Source organism: bacterium (assembly GCA_020444325.1).
Taxonomy (GTDB): domain Bacteria; phylum Bacteroidota; class Ignavibacteria; order SZUA-365; family SZUA-365; genus BM516.
Genome location: JAHLLD010000001.1, coordinates 367,150 through 383,417 on the forward strand (window position 1 = coordinate 367,150; position 16,268 = coordinate 383,417).

The following is a 16,268-nucleotide window of genomic DNA, read 5'->3' on the forward strand; positions in this document are numbered from 1 at the left end:
AGGAAGGGTATTTTCAACCACCGTATTTGCATGACCATTGTGCGTATTTGCATGACCATCGTGAAGAGTTCCAGGATCAGAATACATACGGCCACCGCGCTCATTTTGTTCGCGGCGTTGAGCGTCTGCGCGCTTCCCCTGGCCGCGCAGCCCGGCTTTACGCAGACGGGACAGGCCTCCTACTACGGCAAGAAATTCCACGGACGCAAGACCGCCAACGGCGAACGCTTCAATATGTGGGCGCTGACGGCGGCGCATAAAACCATTCCCTTCGGTTCGCATGTGCGCGTGACCAATCTCGATAACGGGAAATCCATCGACGTGCGCATCAACGACTACGGTCCCTTCCGCAAGGGACGCATTATTGACCTCTCCCGCGGCGCCGCGGCGAAGATCGGCATGATCAAAACCGGTACGGCGCGCGTGAAACTCGAGGTACTCGGCGACGACGGGAAAGAGGATCACCAGAAGTCCAAGGGCAATGTCGAGTACTACGCGGTGGATATCCGCCGTGAACAGCTCGCGGGCTGGGCCGTACAGATCGCATCCTTCGAAAAGATGGAAAACCTCATCCGCTATCTCGACCGTCTGCGCGCACGCGATATCGACAACGTCTTCGTCCAGATGGCCACGGTGAAAGGAAAACTCGTCCACCGTCTCGTCGTCGGCGCCTATGAAACCGAAGCCGCCGCACGCTGGAAACAGAAGACCATGAAAGAACAGGGCGTGGACGGTTTCGTATTCCGCATCCCCTGACCGTAGTGCGGGACCGAACCTTCGTGCGGGACCGAACTTTCGTGCGGGACCGGATCGTATGGTGTGACATGTCGGCGTGACAGGAACACCGACGCCACACGCGGTGTTAGATTTCCACGGTCGCGGTCCCTTAAGCGCAGGATCCGCCGCAATTATGCAGAAACTGCATATTTTTTTACGCGGCATTATGCAGAATCTGCATATTTCCCGGGCCGATATTATGCAGAAACTGCATATTTCGGGGCGCAACCGTGTTTTCAACGTCGAATCATACCGGAATTCCCATGAAAAAGCTGCTTTCCCTGCTTTTCCTCATTTCCCTGTTTCCCCATGCGACTCCAGCGCAGAGCCTGCTCTGGAAAGTCGAGGGAAAGGACCTCAGTGCACCTTCCTACCTTTTCGGCACCATTCACGCGCTTTGCGCCAGCGAGGCGGACCTGCCGGATATCGTGGTCGAAGGGGTGAACAGCACGGCGCAGATCGCACTGGAGCTGGATCTGGACGATCCGGCGCTGCAGGTGGAAATGGGACATATCTCTTTCATGCCCGGTGACAGCACGCTGAACGATGTGTTCTCGCCCGAGGATTATGCCCGCCTGTCGCTGTACCTCAAGGATTCGGTCGGCATGTCACTCGATCAGATGAACAAGCTGCGGCCGTTTTTCCTGGTGGGACTGCTCATCACCAAGGTGCTACGCTGCAAGGTGACGTCGTTCGAGGAAATGTTCATGGCGTTTGCGCGCACGCAGGACAAGGAAATCGTCGGCATTGAAACACCGGCGGAGCAGCTCGACGCCTTCAGCAGCATCAGTATGAAGGAGCAGGCCGACATGGTGATGGAGATGGTGGATCATATGGACAGTACGCGCACGGAATTCCGCAAGCTGGCGAAGCTGTACAAGGAACAGGACCTGGAGGGACTCCGCGAATTCGTCGAGCATTCAAATGTGGAATATGGCCGCTACAGTGCCGCCATGCTGGTGGACAGGAACGAGCGCTGGGTGCCGCGTATCGAGCGTATCATGCAGGCCAAACCCACGTTTTTTGCCGTCGGTGCGGGACACCTGCCTGGTGAGCACGGTGTGCTTTCCCTGCTTCGAAAAGCGGGCTACAAGGTGTCGCCGGTTCGCTAACGATCGATTCCCACAAACAGCATCTGCTTCTCCCTTGACGAAGTGAGGATTTTTCCTCACTTTTTCTTTTTCTCGCCCACCGTCCACAATCCGGAATGAATCATGAGAACATTGTTTCTGCTTTCTGTTTTTGTCCTTTTTGCGCTGCTTCCGGCGCAGCAGGTCGACGCACAGGCCCGCCGTATTGCGTTTTACGAACACTTCACGAATGCAAGCTGCGGTCCCTGCGCATCCCAGAACCCGGTGTTCAAGTCCACCATCATGGACAACAACAAGGGGAATTACATCCACATGGCCTATCACACCGTGTGGCCCGGACGTGACCCGATGAATGCGTACAACAAGGATGAAGTCGACACCCGCGTACGTTTTTACGGCGTCTCCGGCGTACCGACCATGGTACTGCAGGGCGACGAGTATCAGGGGAGTCCCGTCGGCGTGTCGCAGGAAATCATGAACCGCGTCATCGCGACCTCCAGTCCCCTGCGCATCATCGTCACCGAAGGCTCCGACGGCAGCACGCGTACCGTGCATGCAAAGCTGACCACGGTGGGACAGATGCCGACCGCCGGACTGCGCGTACGCGCGGCGGTGCTGGAAAAGGAAATCACGTATGCTTCTGCTCCCGGTTCGAACGGGGAAAAGGAATTCCCGAACGTGTTCCGCAATTTCCTCAACAGCGCAACGGGTGAAGATTTCACTCCCGCGGCGATCGGGGAATCGGTGGATCTGAGCTGGACCTACGATCTCGCCAACGCGGAATGGGATACTACGAAAATCGCCGCGGTGGTCTGGGTACAGAACGAAAGCAACAAGGAAGTGTACAATGCCGGCGCCGCCTTCCTGCCCATGGTTGAACTGGTGATGGACGATCAGACCTTCAAGAAAGGCACACCACAGAACGCAACGACATTCAACGCGAGGATAGAAAATCTCGGCAGCGACGCCGCGGACCTGCATCTCGCTTTTACCGGCACCTATCCGGCAGACTGGTCCGTGGAATACGAGATGGATGGAAATACGTATACGGATGAGGCCGATATCGCTGTCCCTGGCAACAGCAGCACGGACATCACGTTCACCGTCACGGTCGGTGACGATCCTGGCATTGGTGATTACATGATGACCATGACCTCGCTCGACGACAGCGAACTCAGTCCCCAGATGCTTGGCTTCGGCGTCATTTCCGGTGTCACCGACATGGTCATCAACAACGACAACAGCTGGGGCGCCGAAGGCGAGCACACGACGAAGGATTTCGAGTACGTGTATCTCGATGGACTCGACGCCGCGGGCAGCACCACGCATGCATCCACTTCGCTGAGCACCTTCATGCGCGCCTTCGATGCAGGAATGCTCAATGACGTCAGGCATCTGTATTTCAATGTGGGATGGACCTTCCCCGCACTGCCCGACGAATTCTCCCGCGCCATGCTCGGCTTCCTCGGTGAAGGCGGCAACCTGATGGTCGGCGGACAGGATATCGGCTGGGACGTGTTCGATCCGGACAACGGCCATGGCACATCCGCTGCGCGCGCGTTCTACCGCACGTATATGTTCGCGAACTGGTCGGCCGACGGCGACGGTTCAAACAGCAGCGTATCGTTCCAGGCGGAAGATCCTCTCTTCGGCAATGTACCTTCCTCCGACCTGGAAAACGTGTACGGCAAGAGTTCGCAGGGTGTGGAATACTTCTACCCTGACGTCATTCGTCCCACTCCCGAAGGTGTGGTCGTCGCATTCTACAATGGCGACACCGAAAAGGGCGCTGCCATCCGCGGTGCGAAAAATGATTTCAAGACCGTGTACTTCGGCTTCGCGCTCGAGCAGGTGAAAGATGCAGCTGTGCGCAACGAACTCGTCAAGCTGACCTGGCAGTGGTTCCACGGCGTCATCTCTTCGGTACAGTATGACGCAGCGGTGGCTTCGCTGTCGCTCGGACAGAATTACCCGAATCCCGCCAGTGCGCAGACGGTGATACCGCTGACCGCAGGTACGCATGAGCGTCAGCTCCGCGTGTACGATCAGATGGGCCGCCTCGTCGACGCGCGCACAGTGTCCGCCGGAACGACACAGCTGCAGCTGAATACGACCGGCTATCGTCCGGGAGTGTATTACTATCAGCTCTTCGATGGCAGTCAGCTCACCGGCAGCCGCGTCATGCAGGTGCTTCGCTGACAGGTGCGTCGCTGACCTTCAGCGCAGCAGCGCTTTGATCATCACGGGATCCCCTCACCGGGGATCCCGTTTTGTTTTCCAGCGCCTCGAAGCCTGTCTTTGTTACTCTGCCGGGCAATCCGTAATTTCTGACAAGCAGGTCCATTCTGCAGACCTCCCTGCCAAGTCTCATCTCACGGATCCAAACGTATGGAAATCAAGAACATCGTATTTCTTATCGTTCTCATTGCCGCTTTCGGCATTTTCGGCTACACCGCCCGGAAGGTGTTCGGCTATCTCAAACTGGGAAAAGCGGAAAACCGCTTCGACCACTGGGACAAACGCATCAGCAACGTGCTGGCCATCGCCTTCGGGCAGAGCAAGATTCTGCGCGATCCCGTCCAGGGTCCGATCCATGCCGGCATTTTCTGGGGCTTTGTCATCCTGCTGATGGCGGTGCTGGAGAGCATCGGGGAAGGACTCATCCCCGGCTTCTCATTCTCCTTCCTCGGTCCCCTCTACAACATTATCGCGCTGTTTTCGGATGTGATCGCGTTGGTCGTTCTCGCGGCCGTGCTTTTCGCACTGTTCCGCAGGCATGTGGCGGGACCGAAGCGTCTGCGTGAGCTCGACAAGCCGTCACAGATGGACGCCACGTTCATCCTGATCACCATTGCGCTGATCATGATATCGATGCTGGTGCAGAACGGCACGCGCATTGCGCTCGGTGAAGGCGCGCAGTACGCCGGTGCCTGGCGTCCCATCAGCGCCGGCATGGCCGTCTGGTTCTCTCCCGGCAGCGGGACGGAAACGCTGTTCGAGATTTCCTGGTGGGTGCATATCGTGCTTGTGCTGGGCTTCCTGAATTTCCTGCCCTACTCCAAGCACTTCCATGTCATCACCTCCATTCCCAACGTGTTCTTCAGCAACCACGGCATCCACCCCGAAGGCGACGGTGCGCTGAAGCCGCTGGACCTCGAAGACGAAAACGCGGAGAAGTTCGGTTCCTCCGACATCGAGGATCTGACCTGGAAGCAGCTGTTCGACAGCTACACCTGCACGCACTGCGGGCGCTGCACCTCGGTATGTCCCGCAAACATCACCGGCAAACTGCTTTCCCCGAAAAAAATCATCGTCGACACCCGCGCGCGTTTCGAAGAAAAAGCACCGCTGATGAGCAATGGCGCAGGCGATGCTCCCGCGCTGCAGAAGCAGCTGCTGCATGACTTCATCACGCCGCAGGAGCTGTGGGCCTGCACCACCTGCCGCGCCTGCGTGCAGGAATGTCCCGTGATGATCGAGCATGTCGATGAAATCGTGGACATGCGCCGCTACCTCGCGCTCACCGAAGGGGAATTTCCCGAGCAGTTGCAGGTGCTGTTCCGCAACCTCGAAAACAATGCCGCGCCGTGGCAGTTCTCGCCGGAAGATCGCGCCGCCTGGGCCGACGGACTCGAGATCCCGCAGCTGTCCGATCTCGGCAGTGCCGAAGAAATTGATTATCTGTTCTGGGTGGGCTGCGCGGGCAGTTTCGATGCGCGCTACAAGAAAGTCAGCGTCGCGCTAGCGCATATCATGAAGCAGGCGGGACTCCGTTTTGCCATCCTGGGCAAGGAAGAAAAGTGCAACGGCGACGCCGCCCGCCGCGCCGGCAACGAGTACCTCGCACAGATGCTGATGGTCGACAACATCGAGAAACTGAATTTTTACAAGGTCAAGCATATTGTCACCGCCTGTCCCCACTGCTTCCATTCGCTGAAGAATGAGTTCCCGCAGTTCGGCGGCAACTACTCGGTCATCCATCACTCGGATCTGATCAATCGGCTTATCGACCAGGGATACATTCATCTCGAGAGTGATGTGCGGCAGAGCGTGACCTTCCACGACAGCTGTTATCTCGGACGCTACAACGACATTTACGACGAACCACGCTCCTCCCTCCTCCAGGTTCCCGGACTGGAACTGGCGGAGATGGAGCGCAGCCGCGACAAAGGCTTCTGCTGCGGTGCCGGCGGAGCCCAGATGTTCATGGAGGAAACCGAAGGCAAACGCGTCAATATCGAAAGGACGGAAGAAGCTCTCGCGACCGGAGCGGGCACCATCGCTTCCGCCTGTCCTTTCTGCATGACCATGATGACTGACGGGGTGAAGGAGAAAGGAAAACAAGAGGAAGTGGAAGTCAAGGACATCGCAGAACTCGTATACGAGGCAATGAGGAAATGATCAACAATCGCCTGATGGTCCGCGCCATCGCATTCCCCGCACTCGCGTCTGCGCTCGCAGTCGCGCTTCTGCTCAGTCTCCCCGCCTGCAGCTCGCAGGAGGAGAAAGGTCCTGTGACCGACACGACAATGACAACGGAAAACGGTGAAATCGACGTTACTCCCGTGCAGCCTGATGAAGGACTGCGCGTCGACATCGGCCGCTGGTATGAATCCACCTTAGAGGACTTCGGAAACAAGTACGTTTCCTTCTCCGCCGCGCGTCCCGTGGTGCACAACTACGGCATCTGCGACTCGGTGGAAGTCTTCTTTCCCGACGAATCCGCCGACGCACTGCCCGAAATTCTGATCTGTCACCTCAACGGCATTTACACCGTGGAAAACGCTTTCAGTATGCTCGGTATCGCCACCGGTGCCGTGGCTGACAGCGAGGGACAGTGGATCAGTCTTGAGAGCATGGACGAGCGCTTTGCCGGACTCAAGTTCCAGGGCCTCGAAGGCTACCCCGACCGCACCACGCAGCTCCTTCTGCAGTTCGATCGAAGCGGAGAGGAATAAGTCCAGTCAGATTAGCGGATATGAAAAACCCCGTCGCTTTTTCAAGAGACGGGGTTTTTTCTGATGAGGTGGTGAAGCCTCAGACTTCCATGATTTCTTCTTCCTTGATCTTGAGAAGCTCGTCGACGTTTTCGACATGTTTGTCGGTAAGCTCCTGCACATCCTTCTCCGCCTTGATACGATCGTCCTCGGAGACGTGGTCTTCCTTCTCTGCTTTCTTGAGGTGGTCGTTGGCATCGCGGCGCACGTTGCGGAGGGCGATCTTGGCGTCCTCGCCGAAGCGCTTGATCATTTTCACCAGTTCGCGGCGGCGCTCTTCATTGAGCGGGGGAATGGGCACCATGATGGAGTTGCCGTTATTGCTCGGGTTAAGCCCGAGATCCGCCGTGAGGATGGCTTTTTCGATAATGCCGAGCTGACCTTTGTCCCACGGCTGTATGCTCAGAGTATGGGGATCGAGAACGGACACATTGGCCACCTGCGTAAGCGGCGTCAGTGAGCCGTAGTAGTCGACGCGGACACCATCGAGCAGTGCGGTGGTGGCCTTTCCGGTGCGGATCTTGCTCAGCTCCGAGCGCAGGTGTTCGATGGAGTGATCCATGCGCGTGGAGGCATCCTTGAGAATGTCCTTCATCATAATGACTGCTCCGTTATTCAGATTGGGTAGTATGCGATTCGACGGAATCAGACACGAGCGTTCCGACATCCTCGCCAAGGAGCAGGCGCCGGAGATTGCCCTTCGTGTTTATGTTGAAGACAATAATAGGAAGTTTATTCTCACGACACAATGTTATCGCGGTCAGATCCATCACCCGCAGATCTCTGCGCAGCACATCGATGTAGCTGATTTCAGGGAAGCGGAAGGCGTCGGGATTCTTCTCCGGGTCGCTGTCGTACACACCGTTGACGCGCGTGCCCTTGAGAATGACGTCCGCTTCGATCTCCACCGCGCGCAGGGCGGCGGCGGTATCGGTGGTGAAATACGGGTGTCCCGTACCCGCACCCATGATAACCACGCGGCGTTTCTCGAGATGCCGGATGGCACGGCGGCGGATATACGGTTCTGCGATCTGATTCATTTCGATGGCGCTGGCCAGGCGCGTGTGCACACCTTTCGACTCGAGGATGTTCTGCAGGGCGAGCGAGTTGATCATCGTGGCAAGCATGCCCATCTGATCGCCGGACGCCTTATGGATGCCTTCGGCGGCGTTGGAGACGCCGCGGTAAATGTTTCCTCCCCCGAGCACAATGCCCACTTCCACGCCGAGATCGATGACGGACAGAATTTCATCGGCATAACTCTGCAGCGAATCCGGATCGATGCCGAATTCCCGGTCGCCCATGAGGGCTTCGCCGCTGAGTTTGAGAAGAATGCGCTTGAACCTGGGTTCCATGTTACCTCCGCTTAAAAAAAAGCCTCTTGGCGTGAACCAAAAGGCTGTGAATGGGAAGTGGCGTGATCAACCGCCGACCTGAAAACGTTCGAAGCGGGCGACCTTGAGATCGGCGTCAATACTCTTGCCGACTTCAGCGATCTGCTCTTTCACGGTCTTGGTGGTATCACGCAGGAAGGTCTGCTCGAGCAGTGTGTATTCCTGGAAATACTTGTTGAGGCGACCCTCGGAGATACGATCGATCATATTCTCGGGCTTGCCCTGTTCGATGGCCTGCTGACGGTAGATCTCCAGTTCCTTGTCTTTGACATCCTGCGGAACGGCGTCGCGGTCAATGGCAACCGGGTTCATCGCGGCAACCTGCATGGCGATGTCCCTGCCCAGCTTCTGTACTTCGTCACCGCTGCCGCCGGTGATTTCCATCATCACGCCGAGCTTTGCACCGGGGTGGATGTATTCGATCAGCGTGTCATCGGAGCTGAAGGTCGCGAAGCGGCGCACTTCGATTTTCTCACCGATCTTCCCGATGGTTTCCTGCAGCACGTCCGAGAGCTTGAGTCCGTCGATCTCCATTTCCATCAGCGCATCAACGTCCTTCGGCGCGTTGGCCTTGACGAGGTCGAGTGCACGATTGGCGAACGCGAGGAAGTCGTCGCTGCGTGCCACGAAATCGGTTTCGCAGTTGACTTCGACGATAACGCCGTTGCCGTTCTCGATGCTTGCGAGCACCACACCTTCGTCAGCGCTGCGGTCGGCGCGCTTCTCGGCAGTGGCCGCGCCCTTCTTGCGCAGGTACTCGATAGCAGCTTGCATGTCTCCGTCGTTCTCGTTGAGCGCCTTCTTACAGTCCATCATCCCGGCGCCCGTCTTGTCACGGAGCTCTTTCACCATGGAGGCAGTGATTTCCATCTTCTTCAACTCTCTGTGTGATTATAAAATATTAGTAATTGAATTCCAGCTGATAAAAAGAATGGCTGAACGAGCAGCCATTCCATCGAGTCTTATTCGGTTTCTTCTGACTTCTCTGTTTCCTTGGCAACCCGTTCCTCTTCGGCCTCCTGTTCGGCCTTGGCCACGCGCCCTCGCTGACGTCCTTCTTCCATGGCTTCCACCAGGGCTTTGATCATCAGTTCGATGGTGCGGGCGGAATCGTCGTTGCCCGGGATAACCTGATCGATCACATCCGGATCGCAGTTGGTATCAACGATCGCGATCACAGGGATACCCAGGTTACGGGCTTCCTTGACCGCGATGTGCTCCTTCTTGATATCGACGACGAACAGTGCGCCCGGGAGGCGGTTCATGTCGACAATACCGCTGAGAATCTTGTTGAGACGGTCTTTCTCACGCGTGAGCATGAGACGTTCCTTCTTCGTGATCTGTTCGAAGGTACCGTCGCTCTCCATCTTTTCGATGTTGGTGAGGCGCTTGATGCTCTTGCGGATGGTCGTGAAGTTGGTGAGCATGCCGCCCAGCCAGCGTTCAACAACGTAGTTCTGACCGCTCTCGACGGCGGCCTGGCGAATGATGTCTTTCGCCTGCTTCTTGGTGCCGACGAAGAGCACGCGCTTGCCGTCTGCGATCACGTCTGCGACTGCGTCGCAGGCCTTCTCGAGTTCTTCCTGTGTCTTCTTGAGATCGATGATATGAATACCGTTGCGTTCCATGAAGATGTACGGTTTCATCTTCGGATTCCAACGGCGGGTCAGGTGACCAAAGTGGGTCCCTGCCGCGAGCAGATCTTCGAGTTTTACCTTAGGCATGATTTCTCCAGAGAAAATTGTGTTGAACCTCTGCACCCATCCTCCCGTCCGCCGTTACCCCGTGGGGCACACACGGCAGACAGTCCGGATGCATGTGTGATGAAAAAATATCAGCGATCGCCGGCAGCAGCGCATGCTGAACATTGTGCACACGCCGTACAAACTCTCGCAGCAATTAACGCTTGCTGAACTGGAAGCGTTTGCGGGCCTTCTTCTGACCGTACTTCTTACGCTCGACCATACGGGAGTCGCGGGTCAGGAGATTGGAGCCGCGAAGCTTGGGACGAAACTCTTCGTCCACCAGCAGCAGCGCGCGGGCGATACCCATTTTGATCGCGCCGGCCTGTCCGTGAATGCCGCCGCCGCGCACGCGCACATGCGCGTCGAAGCGTTCGTTGGTCTCGGTCACCGTCATCGGCTGACGCACCTCTTCGAGCAGCGTATCCGTCGGGAAGTACTCGGTGAGGTCCTTGCCGTTCACCGTGATCTTGCCGGTTCCCGGGGTCAGAAATGCGCGGGCAACTGCCGTTTTCCGGCGCCCTACACAGATATTGTTGACCATAAAAAACCTTGTCTATCTAGTGAGAATGAATCGTTTGCGTTATCAGTCGATGGTCAGTGTCTCGGGCTGCTGTGCCGCATGCGGATGCTCTGCGTCCGCGTACACTTTCAGCTTCTTGATGATGCGGCGTCCGAGGCGGTTGTGCGGAAGCATGCCGCGCACGGCGTGCTCGATCACGTATTGCGGATTGGTCTGCACCAGATCCTTGAACAGACGCGTCTTCGTACCGCCGGGATAGCCGGAGTGCGTGAAGTACGACTTCTGCTCCTGCCTCTTCCCGGTCACACGAACCTTGTCCGCATTGATGACGATGACAAAATCACCGGTGTCGACATGCGGGGAAAACACCGGCTTGTGCTTTCCGCGAAGAATGCGCGCCACGTTGGCCGCCAGTCGCCCGAGCACCAGGCCTTCCGCATCTACGACATACCACTTTTTGTCCACGTCCGCTTCGTTTGGCGTGAAGCTTCTCTGTGTGGTCCGTTTGCTCATATTGTGCCTTTGTGAATCCGTTTATGACTCGATAAAATTAAACCGATCTACAAATTAACGGCATGGGATGGAAAAAGTCAAGGAATTCATGTGGATACATATTTCTCCACTAGAGATAAACAGCCGCAAGTGCCGCAGTTTCGCGGAGTTGGCCTGCGGTGTCAACATCAGGCTAATTTTGCGTGTGCTTCCGTCTTCAACGGAAATCGCGGAATTATCTCGCCAAGTTGTTTCCCTCGCTTCGCGATGGAGGCGTTTCCCTCCGCAGGCGGAGGGAGGTGTTTCGTCCCGCTGGCGCGGGACGGGGAGTAAGAAATTCCATAGGATTCCGTATTTTATTGGGATATTGAACCTCTCCCCTTCACCCTCCACGAATAGCAATGAATCATACGAAACATCACTGCAACTGGAAGTACGACGAACTCAGGCCGAATATCATGGGCATTGATACGGAAGTGCCGCTGCTCGATGGCAGCCGCGTGCCGTATGTGTTTCTGGACAACGGGGCGAGCACGCCGAGTTTTCGGCATGCGTTCGAGGTGATGGCGGAGTTCATGCCGTTCTATTCGGGCGTGCACAGAGGGACGGGCTTCAAGTCGCTGCTGGCAACGCAGGTCTTCGACGAGGCGCATACCATCGCCGGGAAATTCGTCAAGGCGGATCTCGATGCGAACACGGTGATTTTCGTGAAGAACACGACGGAGGCAGTGAACAAACTTGCGAAGCGCGTGGATTGGAAGCCCGGCGACATCGTCATTACCACGATGATGGAACATCACTCGGATGACCTGCCCTGGCGGCAGCATGCGAAGGTGCTGCATATCGGTGTGGATGATCGTGGGTACCTGGATATGGACGGACTCCGTGCCGCTTTCACCGCGCATCGTGGACAGGTGCGCATGGTAGCGATGACAGGCGCGTCGAACATCACGGGCATCGTCAATCCCGTGCACGAGGTGGCGCGACTGGCGCATGAGAACGGTGCGCAGATTTTCGTGGACGCCGCACAGCTGGCGCCGCATCGCCCCATTGACGTGCTGCCGCAGGATGATCCCGGACATCTCGATTTCATCGCGTACTCCGCGCATAAAATGTACGCGCCCTATGGTATCGGTGTGCTGATAGGATCGAAGGAGTTTTTCTCGAAAGGCGATCCGGACATGGTCGGCGGCGGCGTGGTGGATGTGGTGGAACTGGATATGGTGGCGTGGACCGCGCCACCGGCCCGCGAGGAAGCGGGGAGTCCGAACGTGCCCGGTGCTGTGGGACTCGCAGCAGCCATACACATGCTCGATGCCGTCGGTATGGACAAAGTTGCCGAACACGAATACGAACTCGTGAGCTATGCCATCGCACAGATGAAGGAAATTCCCGGCGTGCGCATCTACGGTCCGGTCGACAACGATGAACTCCGCGACAAGGTCGGTGTGATCAGCTTCGACATCGTTGACGTCCCGCATGCAAAGGTCGCAGCCATTCTCAGTGTTGAAGGCGGCATCGGCGTGCGCAACGGCTGCTTCTGCGCGCACCCGTATGTCAAGCGCCTGCTCAAACTCAGTGAGGAAAACGCCGATGCGTTGACAAAGCAAATGCTAGATGGTGACCGCTCGAATATCCCCGGCATGGTGCGCGCGAGCTTCGGCTGCTACAACAACCGTGAGGATGTTGACCGGCTGATCGCCATGCTCAAGCGCATCGCGGCCGGTGAATACAAAGGGGAATATCACATGGAAGAGAAATCAGGCACGTACTGGCCGAAGGAATTCGACTATCCCTTCGCCGAGTATTTCCCGCATTTCTCCTTCCGTCCCACGCAGGACATTGTGGAGTTCAACGAGGCGAGCTGAGCAGGCAGCAAGCAGACGCGGCAGTCCCGTGACCTCTTGCGAAAGCTGCGGTCAGGCGGGACGATAGACGAGGACGTCGACTTTTTCGACGGTCACCATCGCACCGCAGCCTGCAGCGGTAAAAATCTCTTCGAGCTGCGCGACGAAGTCCTGAATGCGGTCTTCCTTGTCGGCGATTTCGATGACGATGGGGAGATCGTCCGAGAGTCGCAGCAGGCGCGCAGTGTGCAGCAGGCTCGACGCACCGAATCCTTCTATCCCCCGTAGCACTGTGGCGCCGGCCAGTCCCTGCTCGCGTGCGCGTAGCACGACATACTCATACAGCGGCTTCCCTTCGACCCTGTCTTTTTCCCCCACGAAAATTCGCAGCAGTTTCGCTTCACCGAGGGTTTGCATGGCACCTCCTTGTTATGTGCAGGCGGAATGGCACAGACGCGTCAGCGCACGCGCGTTGACTCACGCGCAGGACGTCAGAGCATGCGGGCGAGGACCACGCCGCCGTAGACGCCGGCGAGACAGAGCAGAACGCTGCCTGCGGCGTTGGCCGTGGCTGCGAGGTAGCTGCCGTCGGCCAGCATGCGCCAGGTTTCAAGAGAAAACGTGGAGAACGTGGTAAAGCCGCCACAGAGTCCGACCGTGAGAAACATTTTCAGAAGTGGACCCGTGGTCGTGCGGCTTTCCGTCAGCTCGGCAATGAAGCCGAGCAGCAGCGATCCGAGCACGTTCACGAGCAGCGTGCCGTAAGGAAAATCCTCTCCCGCCCAGCGGTAGACGAGTCCCGAAGCGCCGAAGCGCAGCACGGCTCCGATTCCACCCCCGGCTCCCACCGCAGCCAGTGTATCCCAGGCTACATGCATTGCGCCGTTCCAGACATCATACAATCGGCCTCCCGCCTTGCGGCGGAGAAGCGTGTTTCCTATCATGACATAATACAAGACGCATGAACCATCAGCAAAGGGTATTATGAAGACCGTACTCATTCCCGGTGGAAGCGGCGCGCTCGGCACCGTGGTCACGCTGCGCCTGATCAACGATGGATATCGTTGCGCGGTCACCTATCGCAGCGTGGAAGAAGCACAGAAGCTCCGTGCGCATATCGCTCCGCAGCAGCGCGACCAGCTGCTCCTGCTTGAAGCGGATCTGATGAAGGACGAAGAGGTCGAACGCGTGGTAGAGACCGCCGCAGAGCAGAGTGAACTCTATGCGCTCGTGCACATTCTCGGCGGAATCAGGGGATTTCAATCCATTGAAGAAACCACGATCGAGGACTGGGACTTCCTGCTGAACCTCAACCTGCGCTCGCTTTTCCTGTTCAGCCGCCTGGTCATGAAGGAATTGCATGCGCGCGGCACTGGCCGCATCGTCACCATGGGCGCCATGGCTTCCGTCAAACCCGCTGCGTCTCAGGCCGGATACGGCGTGGCAAAAGCGGGCGTCTCTGCGCTGACGAAAATCCTCGCGGACGAGGGACGCCATTTCGGCGTGACCGCGAACTGCATCCTGCCCAGTATTATCCGCACACCCGCCAACGAGGAATGGGGCGGCGAGGATGATATTCCCGACTGGGTAACGCCTGATGAGATCGCGTCCACCATCTCCTACCTTCTCTCGTCAGAGGCAGATGGCGTAAACGGCTCGGATTTGCGACTTTTCGGGAAACTGAATATCTGACCTTTGCCAGTGTGAACGAATTTTACCTCTTTCGTTGTTTAAATGGTGCGATATTCTGATTTTTGTAATTGAGTAAAAGTGCAGACAGCTGAATTGAGCATCACGGACATACATAAAACGTCAGTACCTCCAGGCGAGCACGCCGCAACGGATATGCCGGATGGCATGCTTCCGCGTGCGCGCGTGCGCTTCAAGGACATAGAGATCGGCGGCGACAGCTTCGTCGTCATCGCCGGTCCCTGCGCCATCGAATCGGAAACGCAGATCGCCGAAACGGCATCTCTCGTTTCCAGTCACGGCGCGCAGATTCTTCGCGGCGGCGCGTTCAAGGCCCGCACCTCCCCGTACACGTTCCAGGGACTCGGTCTCGAAGGCGTCAAGCTCATGCGCGAGGCGGCGGATACCATCGGCATGCCGATGATTACCGAAGTGCTGTCCGAACGCGACGTCGAAGCAATGGAGCCGTGGGTGGACGCCTTCCAGGTCGGCAGCCGCAACATGGACAATACCGCACTGCTGAAAATGCTCGGCGACGTGCGTAAACCCATTCTCCTCAAGCGCGGTTTCGCAGCCACGATCAAGGAATGGCTGCTCGCCGCCGAATACATCATCGTGGGCGGTAACGAACAGGTTGTCCTCTGCGAACGCGGCATCCGAACATTTTCGAACGAAACCCGCTTTACCCTCGATCTCGCCGGCGCGCTCTTCGCACGCCAGGAGACGCAGCTTCCCGTCATCATCGATCCCTCCCATGCCACGGGCAATCCCCGTCTCATCCCGGCACTTGCCTCAGCGACGCTGGCGGCCGGGCTTGATGGACTCATGGTCGAGGTGCATCCCGATCCTTCGCAGGCGCTCTCCGACGGAGAGCAGGCGCTGCCACCCGAGCTGTTCACCGAAATGATGGATATGCTCAAGCGCATCGCCCCGGCGACGGGACGGGCGCTTCGCTGATGCGCTCCCCTTCCATACCCTTCACCAACAGCTTCCATCGCCATGAGCCGTGAAGTGCATGACATGTTCTCCGAAATTTCGGGGAGCTATGATCGCGCGAATTCCGTCCTTTCCCTCGGCATACATCACCTCTGGCGGCGTACCACCGTGCGCCTGAGCGATGCGTCGGAAGGTGATCGCGTACTTGACTGCGCAACGGGCACCGGTGACCTGGCCATCAGCTTCAAGAAGCGTGTCGGGAACAGCGGCAGGGTCGTGGGAACGGATTTCAATGCGGACATGCTTGCCTTTGCTCCGGCCAAGGCGGAGAAGGAAGGGGTGGATGTTCGCTGGGAGGTGCAGGACGCCATGCATCTCGGCTATGACGATGACAGTTTCGATGTAGCATCCATCGCCTTTGGGATTCGGAACGTGGACGATCCCGTGCAGGCACTCCGCAGCATGGGACGCGTGGTGCGTCCGGGGGGACGCGTGATGATACTCGAGTTTGGTCGCCCCCTCTGGTGGATGAAGCCGTTCTTTGCTTTCTACAGCAAAGTGATCATTCCCATCGTCGGCGGCATCGTCAGCGGCAAACGCGATGCCTATGAATACCTGACCCGCACCTCTGCAGCCTTTCCGACCGGAGATGAATTCCTCGCGCTCATGGATGAAAGCGGCATGTACGCCTCCCGCCGCACGGTACCGCTGACCGGTGGCATCGCCTATCTCTACATCGGTGTTGTACGCTGATCGTTATCATGCGCTCATCGTTATCAT

At 57.6% G+C, this 16,268-nt stretch carries 17 protein-coding genes; 9 read left to right on the plus strand and 8 right to left on the minus strand.

The annotated features are described in order from the left end of the window. Positions 1 to 30: 30 nt before the first annotated feature. The 5 genes from KQI65_01525 to KQI65_01545 all read left to right on the plus strand — a co-directional run bounded on the left by KQI65_01525 (position 31) and on the right by KQI65_01545 (position 6,826). Positions 31 to 756 (plus strand): septal ring lytic transglycosylase RlpA family protein, encoded by a 726-nt coding sequence (locus KQI65_01525; protein MCB2203400.1) that lies wholly within the window; start codon positions 31 to 33, stop codon positions 754 to 756. A gap of 284 nt (positions 757 to 1,040) precedes the next feature. Continuing rightward, positions 1,041 to 1,889: a TraB/GumN family protein gene (locus KQI65_01530; GenBank protein ID MCB2203401.1), complete on the plus strand. Its 849-nt coding sequence runs from the start codon at positions 1,041 to 1,043 to the stop codon at positions 1,887 to 1,889. 102 nt (positions 1,890 to 1,991) lie between these two features. Then, positions 1,992 to 4,067 (plus strand): Omp28-related outer membrane protein, encoded by a 2,076-nt coding sequence (locus tag KQI65_01535; GenBank protein ID MCB2203402.1) that lies wholly within the window; start codon positions 1,992 to 1,994, stop codon positions 4,065 to 4,067. A gap of 189 nt (positions 4,068 to 4,256) precedes the next feature. Continuing rightward, positions 4,257 to 6,269: a (Fe-S)-binding protein gene (locus KQI65_01540; protein ID MCB2203403.1), complete on the plus strand. Its 2,013-nt coding sequence runs from the start codon at positions 4,257 to 4,259 to the stop codon at positions 6,267 to 6,269. After that, the gene (locus tag KQI65_01545; protein ID MCB2203404.1) at positions 6,266 to 6,826 is read left to right on the plus strand and encodes a hypothetical protein; all 561 of its coding nucleotides are present in this window, start codon (positions 6,266 to 6,268) and stop codon (positions 6,824 to 6,826) included. Before KQI65_01540 ends, KQI65_01545 begins: the two co-directional genes overlap by 4 nt. Before the next feature lie 79 nt (positions 6,827 to 6,905). Here KQI65_01545 and frr read toward each other — a convergent pair whose 3' ends face one another. From frr to rplM, 6 genes are all read right to left on the minus strand, one after another. Next, positions 6,906 to 7,463 (minus strand): ribosome recycling factor, encoded by a 558-nt coding sequence (gene frr / locus KQI65_01550; GenBank protein MCB2203405.1) that lies wholly within the window; start codon positions 7,461 to 7,463, stop codon positions 6,906 to 6,908. A 13-nt stretch (positions 7,464 to 7,476) separates the two neighbouring features. Further along, positions 7,477 to 8,220 (minus strand): UMP kinase, encoded by a 744-nt coding sequence (gene pyrH, locus KQI65_01555; GenBank protein MCB2203406.1) that lies wholly within the window; start codon positions 8,218 to 8,220, stop codon positions 7,477 to 7,479. A 66-nt stretch (positions 8,221 to 8,286) separates the two neighbouring features. Beyond that, positions 8,287 to 9,129: a translation elongation factor Ts gene (gene tsf, locus KQI65_01560; protein ID MCB2203407.1), complete on the minus strand. Its 843-nt coding sequence runs from the start codon at positions 9,127 to 9,129 to the stop codon at positions 8,287 to 8,289. A gap of 92 nt (positions 9,130 to 9,221) precedes the next feature. Then, the gene (gene rpsB, locus KQI65_01565; GenBank protein ID MCB2203408.1) at positions 9,222 to 9,983 is read right to left on the minus strand and encodes a 30S ribosomal protein S2; all 762 of its coding nucleotides are present in this window, start codon (positions 9,981 to 9,983) and stop codon (positions 9,222 to 9,224) included. A 175-nt stretch (positions 9,984 to 10,158) separates the two neighbouring features. Further along, positions 10,159 to 10,545: a 30S ribosomal protein S9 gene (gene rpsI / locus KQI65_01570; protein ID MCB2203409.1), complete on the minus strand. Its 387-nt coding sequence runs from the start codon at positions 10,543 to 10,545 to the stop codon at positions 10,159 to 10,161. 42 nt (positions 10,546 to 10,587) lie between these two features. Further along, positions 10,588 to 11,037, minus strand: a complete 450-nt coding sequence (gene rplM, locus KQI65_01575) for a 50S ribosomal protein L13 (GenBank protein MCB2203410.1) — start codon at positions 11,035 to 11,037, stop codon at positions 10,588 to 10,590. Between the two features lie 380 nt (positions 11,038 to 11,417). On the opposite strand from rplM, the gene KQI65_01580 reads away from it, so the two are divergent. After that, entirely contained in the window at positions 11,418 to 12,884 is a 1,467-nt protein-coding gene (locus tag KQI65_01580) for an aminotransferase class V-fold PLP-dependent enzyme (protein ID MCB2203411.1), read from the plus strand. 51 nt (positions 12,885 to 12,935) lie between these two features. On the opposite strand, the gene KQI65_01585 is transcribed toward KQI65_01580, so the two are convergent. Both KQI65_01585 and crcB read right to left on the minus strand, forming a co-directional pair. Further along, on the minus strand, positions 12,936 to 13,280 hold the full coding sequence (locus KQI65_01585; protein MCB2203412.1) for a DUF190 domain-containing protein: 345 nt from the start codon (positions 13,278 to 13,280) through the stop codon (positions 12,936 to 12,938). Between the two features lie 74 nt (positions 13,281 to 13,354). Beyond that, on the minus strand, positions 13,355 to 13,741 hold the full coding sequence (gene crcB, locus KQI65_01590; protein MCB2203413.1) for a fluoride efflux transporter CrcB: 387 nt from the start codon (positions 13,739 to 13,741) through the stop codon (positions 13,355 to 13,357). 106 nt (positions 13,742 to 13,847) lie between these two features. On the opposite strand from crcB, the gene KQI65_01595 reads away from it, so the two are divergent. From KQI65_01595 to ubiE, 3 genes are all read left to right on the plus strand, one after another. Continuing rightward, entirely contained in the window at positions 13,848 to 14,555 is a 708-nt protein-coding gene (locus tag KQI65_01595) for an SDR family oxidoreductase (protein ID MCB2203414.1), read from the plus strand. A gap of 78 nt (positions 14,556 to 14,633) precedes the next feature. Then, positions 14,634 to 15,509 (plus strand): 3-deoxy-7-phosphoheptulonate synthase, encoded by an 876-nt coding sequence (gene aroF / locus KQI65_01600; protein ID MCB2203415.1) that lies wholly within the window; start codon positions 14,634 to 14,636, stop codon positions 15,507 to 15,509. A 42-nt stretch (positions 15,510 to 15,551) separates the two neighbouring features. Next, positions 15,552 to 16,241 carry a bifunctional demethylmenaquinone methyltransferase/2-methoxy-6-polyprenyl-1,4-benzoquinol methylase UbiE gene (gene ubiE, locus KQI65_01605; GenBank protein ID MCB2203416.1) on the plus strand — a complete coding sequence of 230 codons (690 nt, stop codon included), beginning with the start codon at positions 15,552 to 15,554 and terminating at the stop codon, positions 16,239 to 16,241. The last annotated feature ends 27 nt before the right edge of the window (positions 16,242 to 16,268 follow it).

Excerpts from the sequence above, each read along its gene's own strand:
- KQI65_01525 (MCB2203400.1), top strand. The coding sequence starts at position 31 with ATGACCATTGTGCGTATTTGCATGACCATCGTGAAGAGTTCCAGGATC.
- KQI65_01530 (MCB2203401.1), top strand. The coding sequence starts at position 1,041 with ATGAAAAAGCTGCTTTCCCTGCTTTTCCTCATTTCCCTGTTTCCCCAT.
- KQI65_01535 (MCB2203402.1), top strand. The coding sequence starts at position 1,992 with ATGAGAACATTGTTTCTGCTTTCTGTTTTTGTCCTTTTTGCGCTGCTT.
- KQI65_01540 (MCB2203403.1), top strand. The coding sequence starts at position 4,257 with ATGGAAATCAAGAACATCGTATTTCTTATCGTTCTCATTGCCGCTTTC.
- KQI65_01545 (MCB2203404.1), top strand. The coding sequence starts at position 6,266 with ATGATCAACAATCGCCTGATGGTCCGCGCCATCGCATTCCCCGCACTC.
- frr (MCB2203405.1), bottom strand. The coding sequence starts at position 7,463 with ATGATGAAGGACATTCTCAAGGATGCCTCCACGCGCATGGATCACTCC.
- pyrH (MCB2203406.1), bottom strand. The coding sequence starts at position 8,220 with ATGGAACCCAGGTTCAAGCGCATTCTTCTCAAACTCAGCGGCGAAGCC.
- tsf (MCB2203407.1), bottom strand. The coding sequence starts at position 9,129 with ATGGAAATCACTGCCTCCATGGTGAAAGAGCTCCGTGACAAGACGGGC.
- rpsB (MCB2203408.1), bottom strand. The coding sequence starts at position 9,983 with ATGCCTAAGGTAAAACTCGAAGATCTGCTCGCGGCAGGGACCCACTTT.
- rpsI (MCB2203409.1), bottom strand. The coding sequence starts at position 10,545 with ATGGTCAACAATATCTGTGTAGGGCGCCGGAAAACGGCAGTTGCCCGC.
- rplM (MCB2203410.1), bottom strand. The coding sequence starts at position 11,037 with ATGAGCAAACGGACCACACAGAGAAGCTTCACGCCAAACGAAGCGGAC.
- KQI65_01580 (MCB2203411.1), top strand. The coding sequence starts at position 11,418 with ATGAATCATACGAAACATCACTGCAACTGGAAGTACGACGAACTCAGG.
- KQI65_01585 (MCB2203412.1), bottom strand. The coding sequence starts at position 13,280 with ATGCAAACCCTCGGTGAAGCGAAACTGCTGCGAATTTTCGTGGGGGAA.
- crcB (MCB2203413.1), bottom strand. The coding sequence starts at position 13,741 with ATGCATGTAGCCTGGGATACACTGGCTGCGGTGGGAGCCGGGGGTGGA.
- KQI65_01595 (MCB2203414.1), top strand. The coding sequence starts at position 13,848 with ATGAAGACCGTACTCATTCCCGGTGGAAGCGGCGCGCTCGGCACCGTG.
- ubiE (MCB2203416.1), top strand. The coding sequence starts at position 15,552 with ATGAGCCGTGAAGTGCATGACATGTTCTCCGAAATTTCGGGGAGCTAT.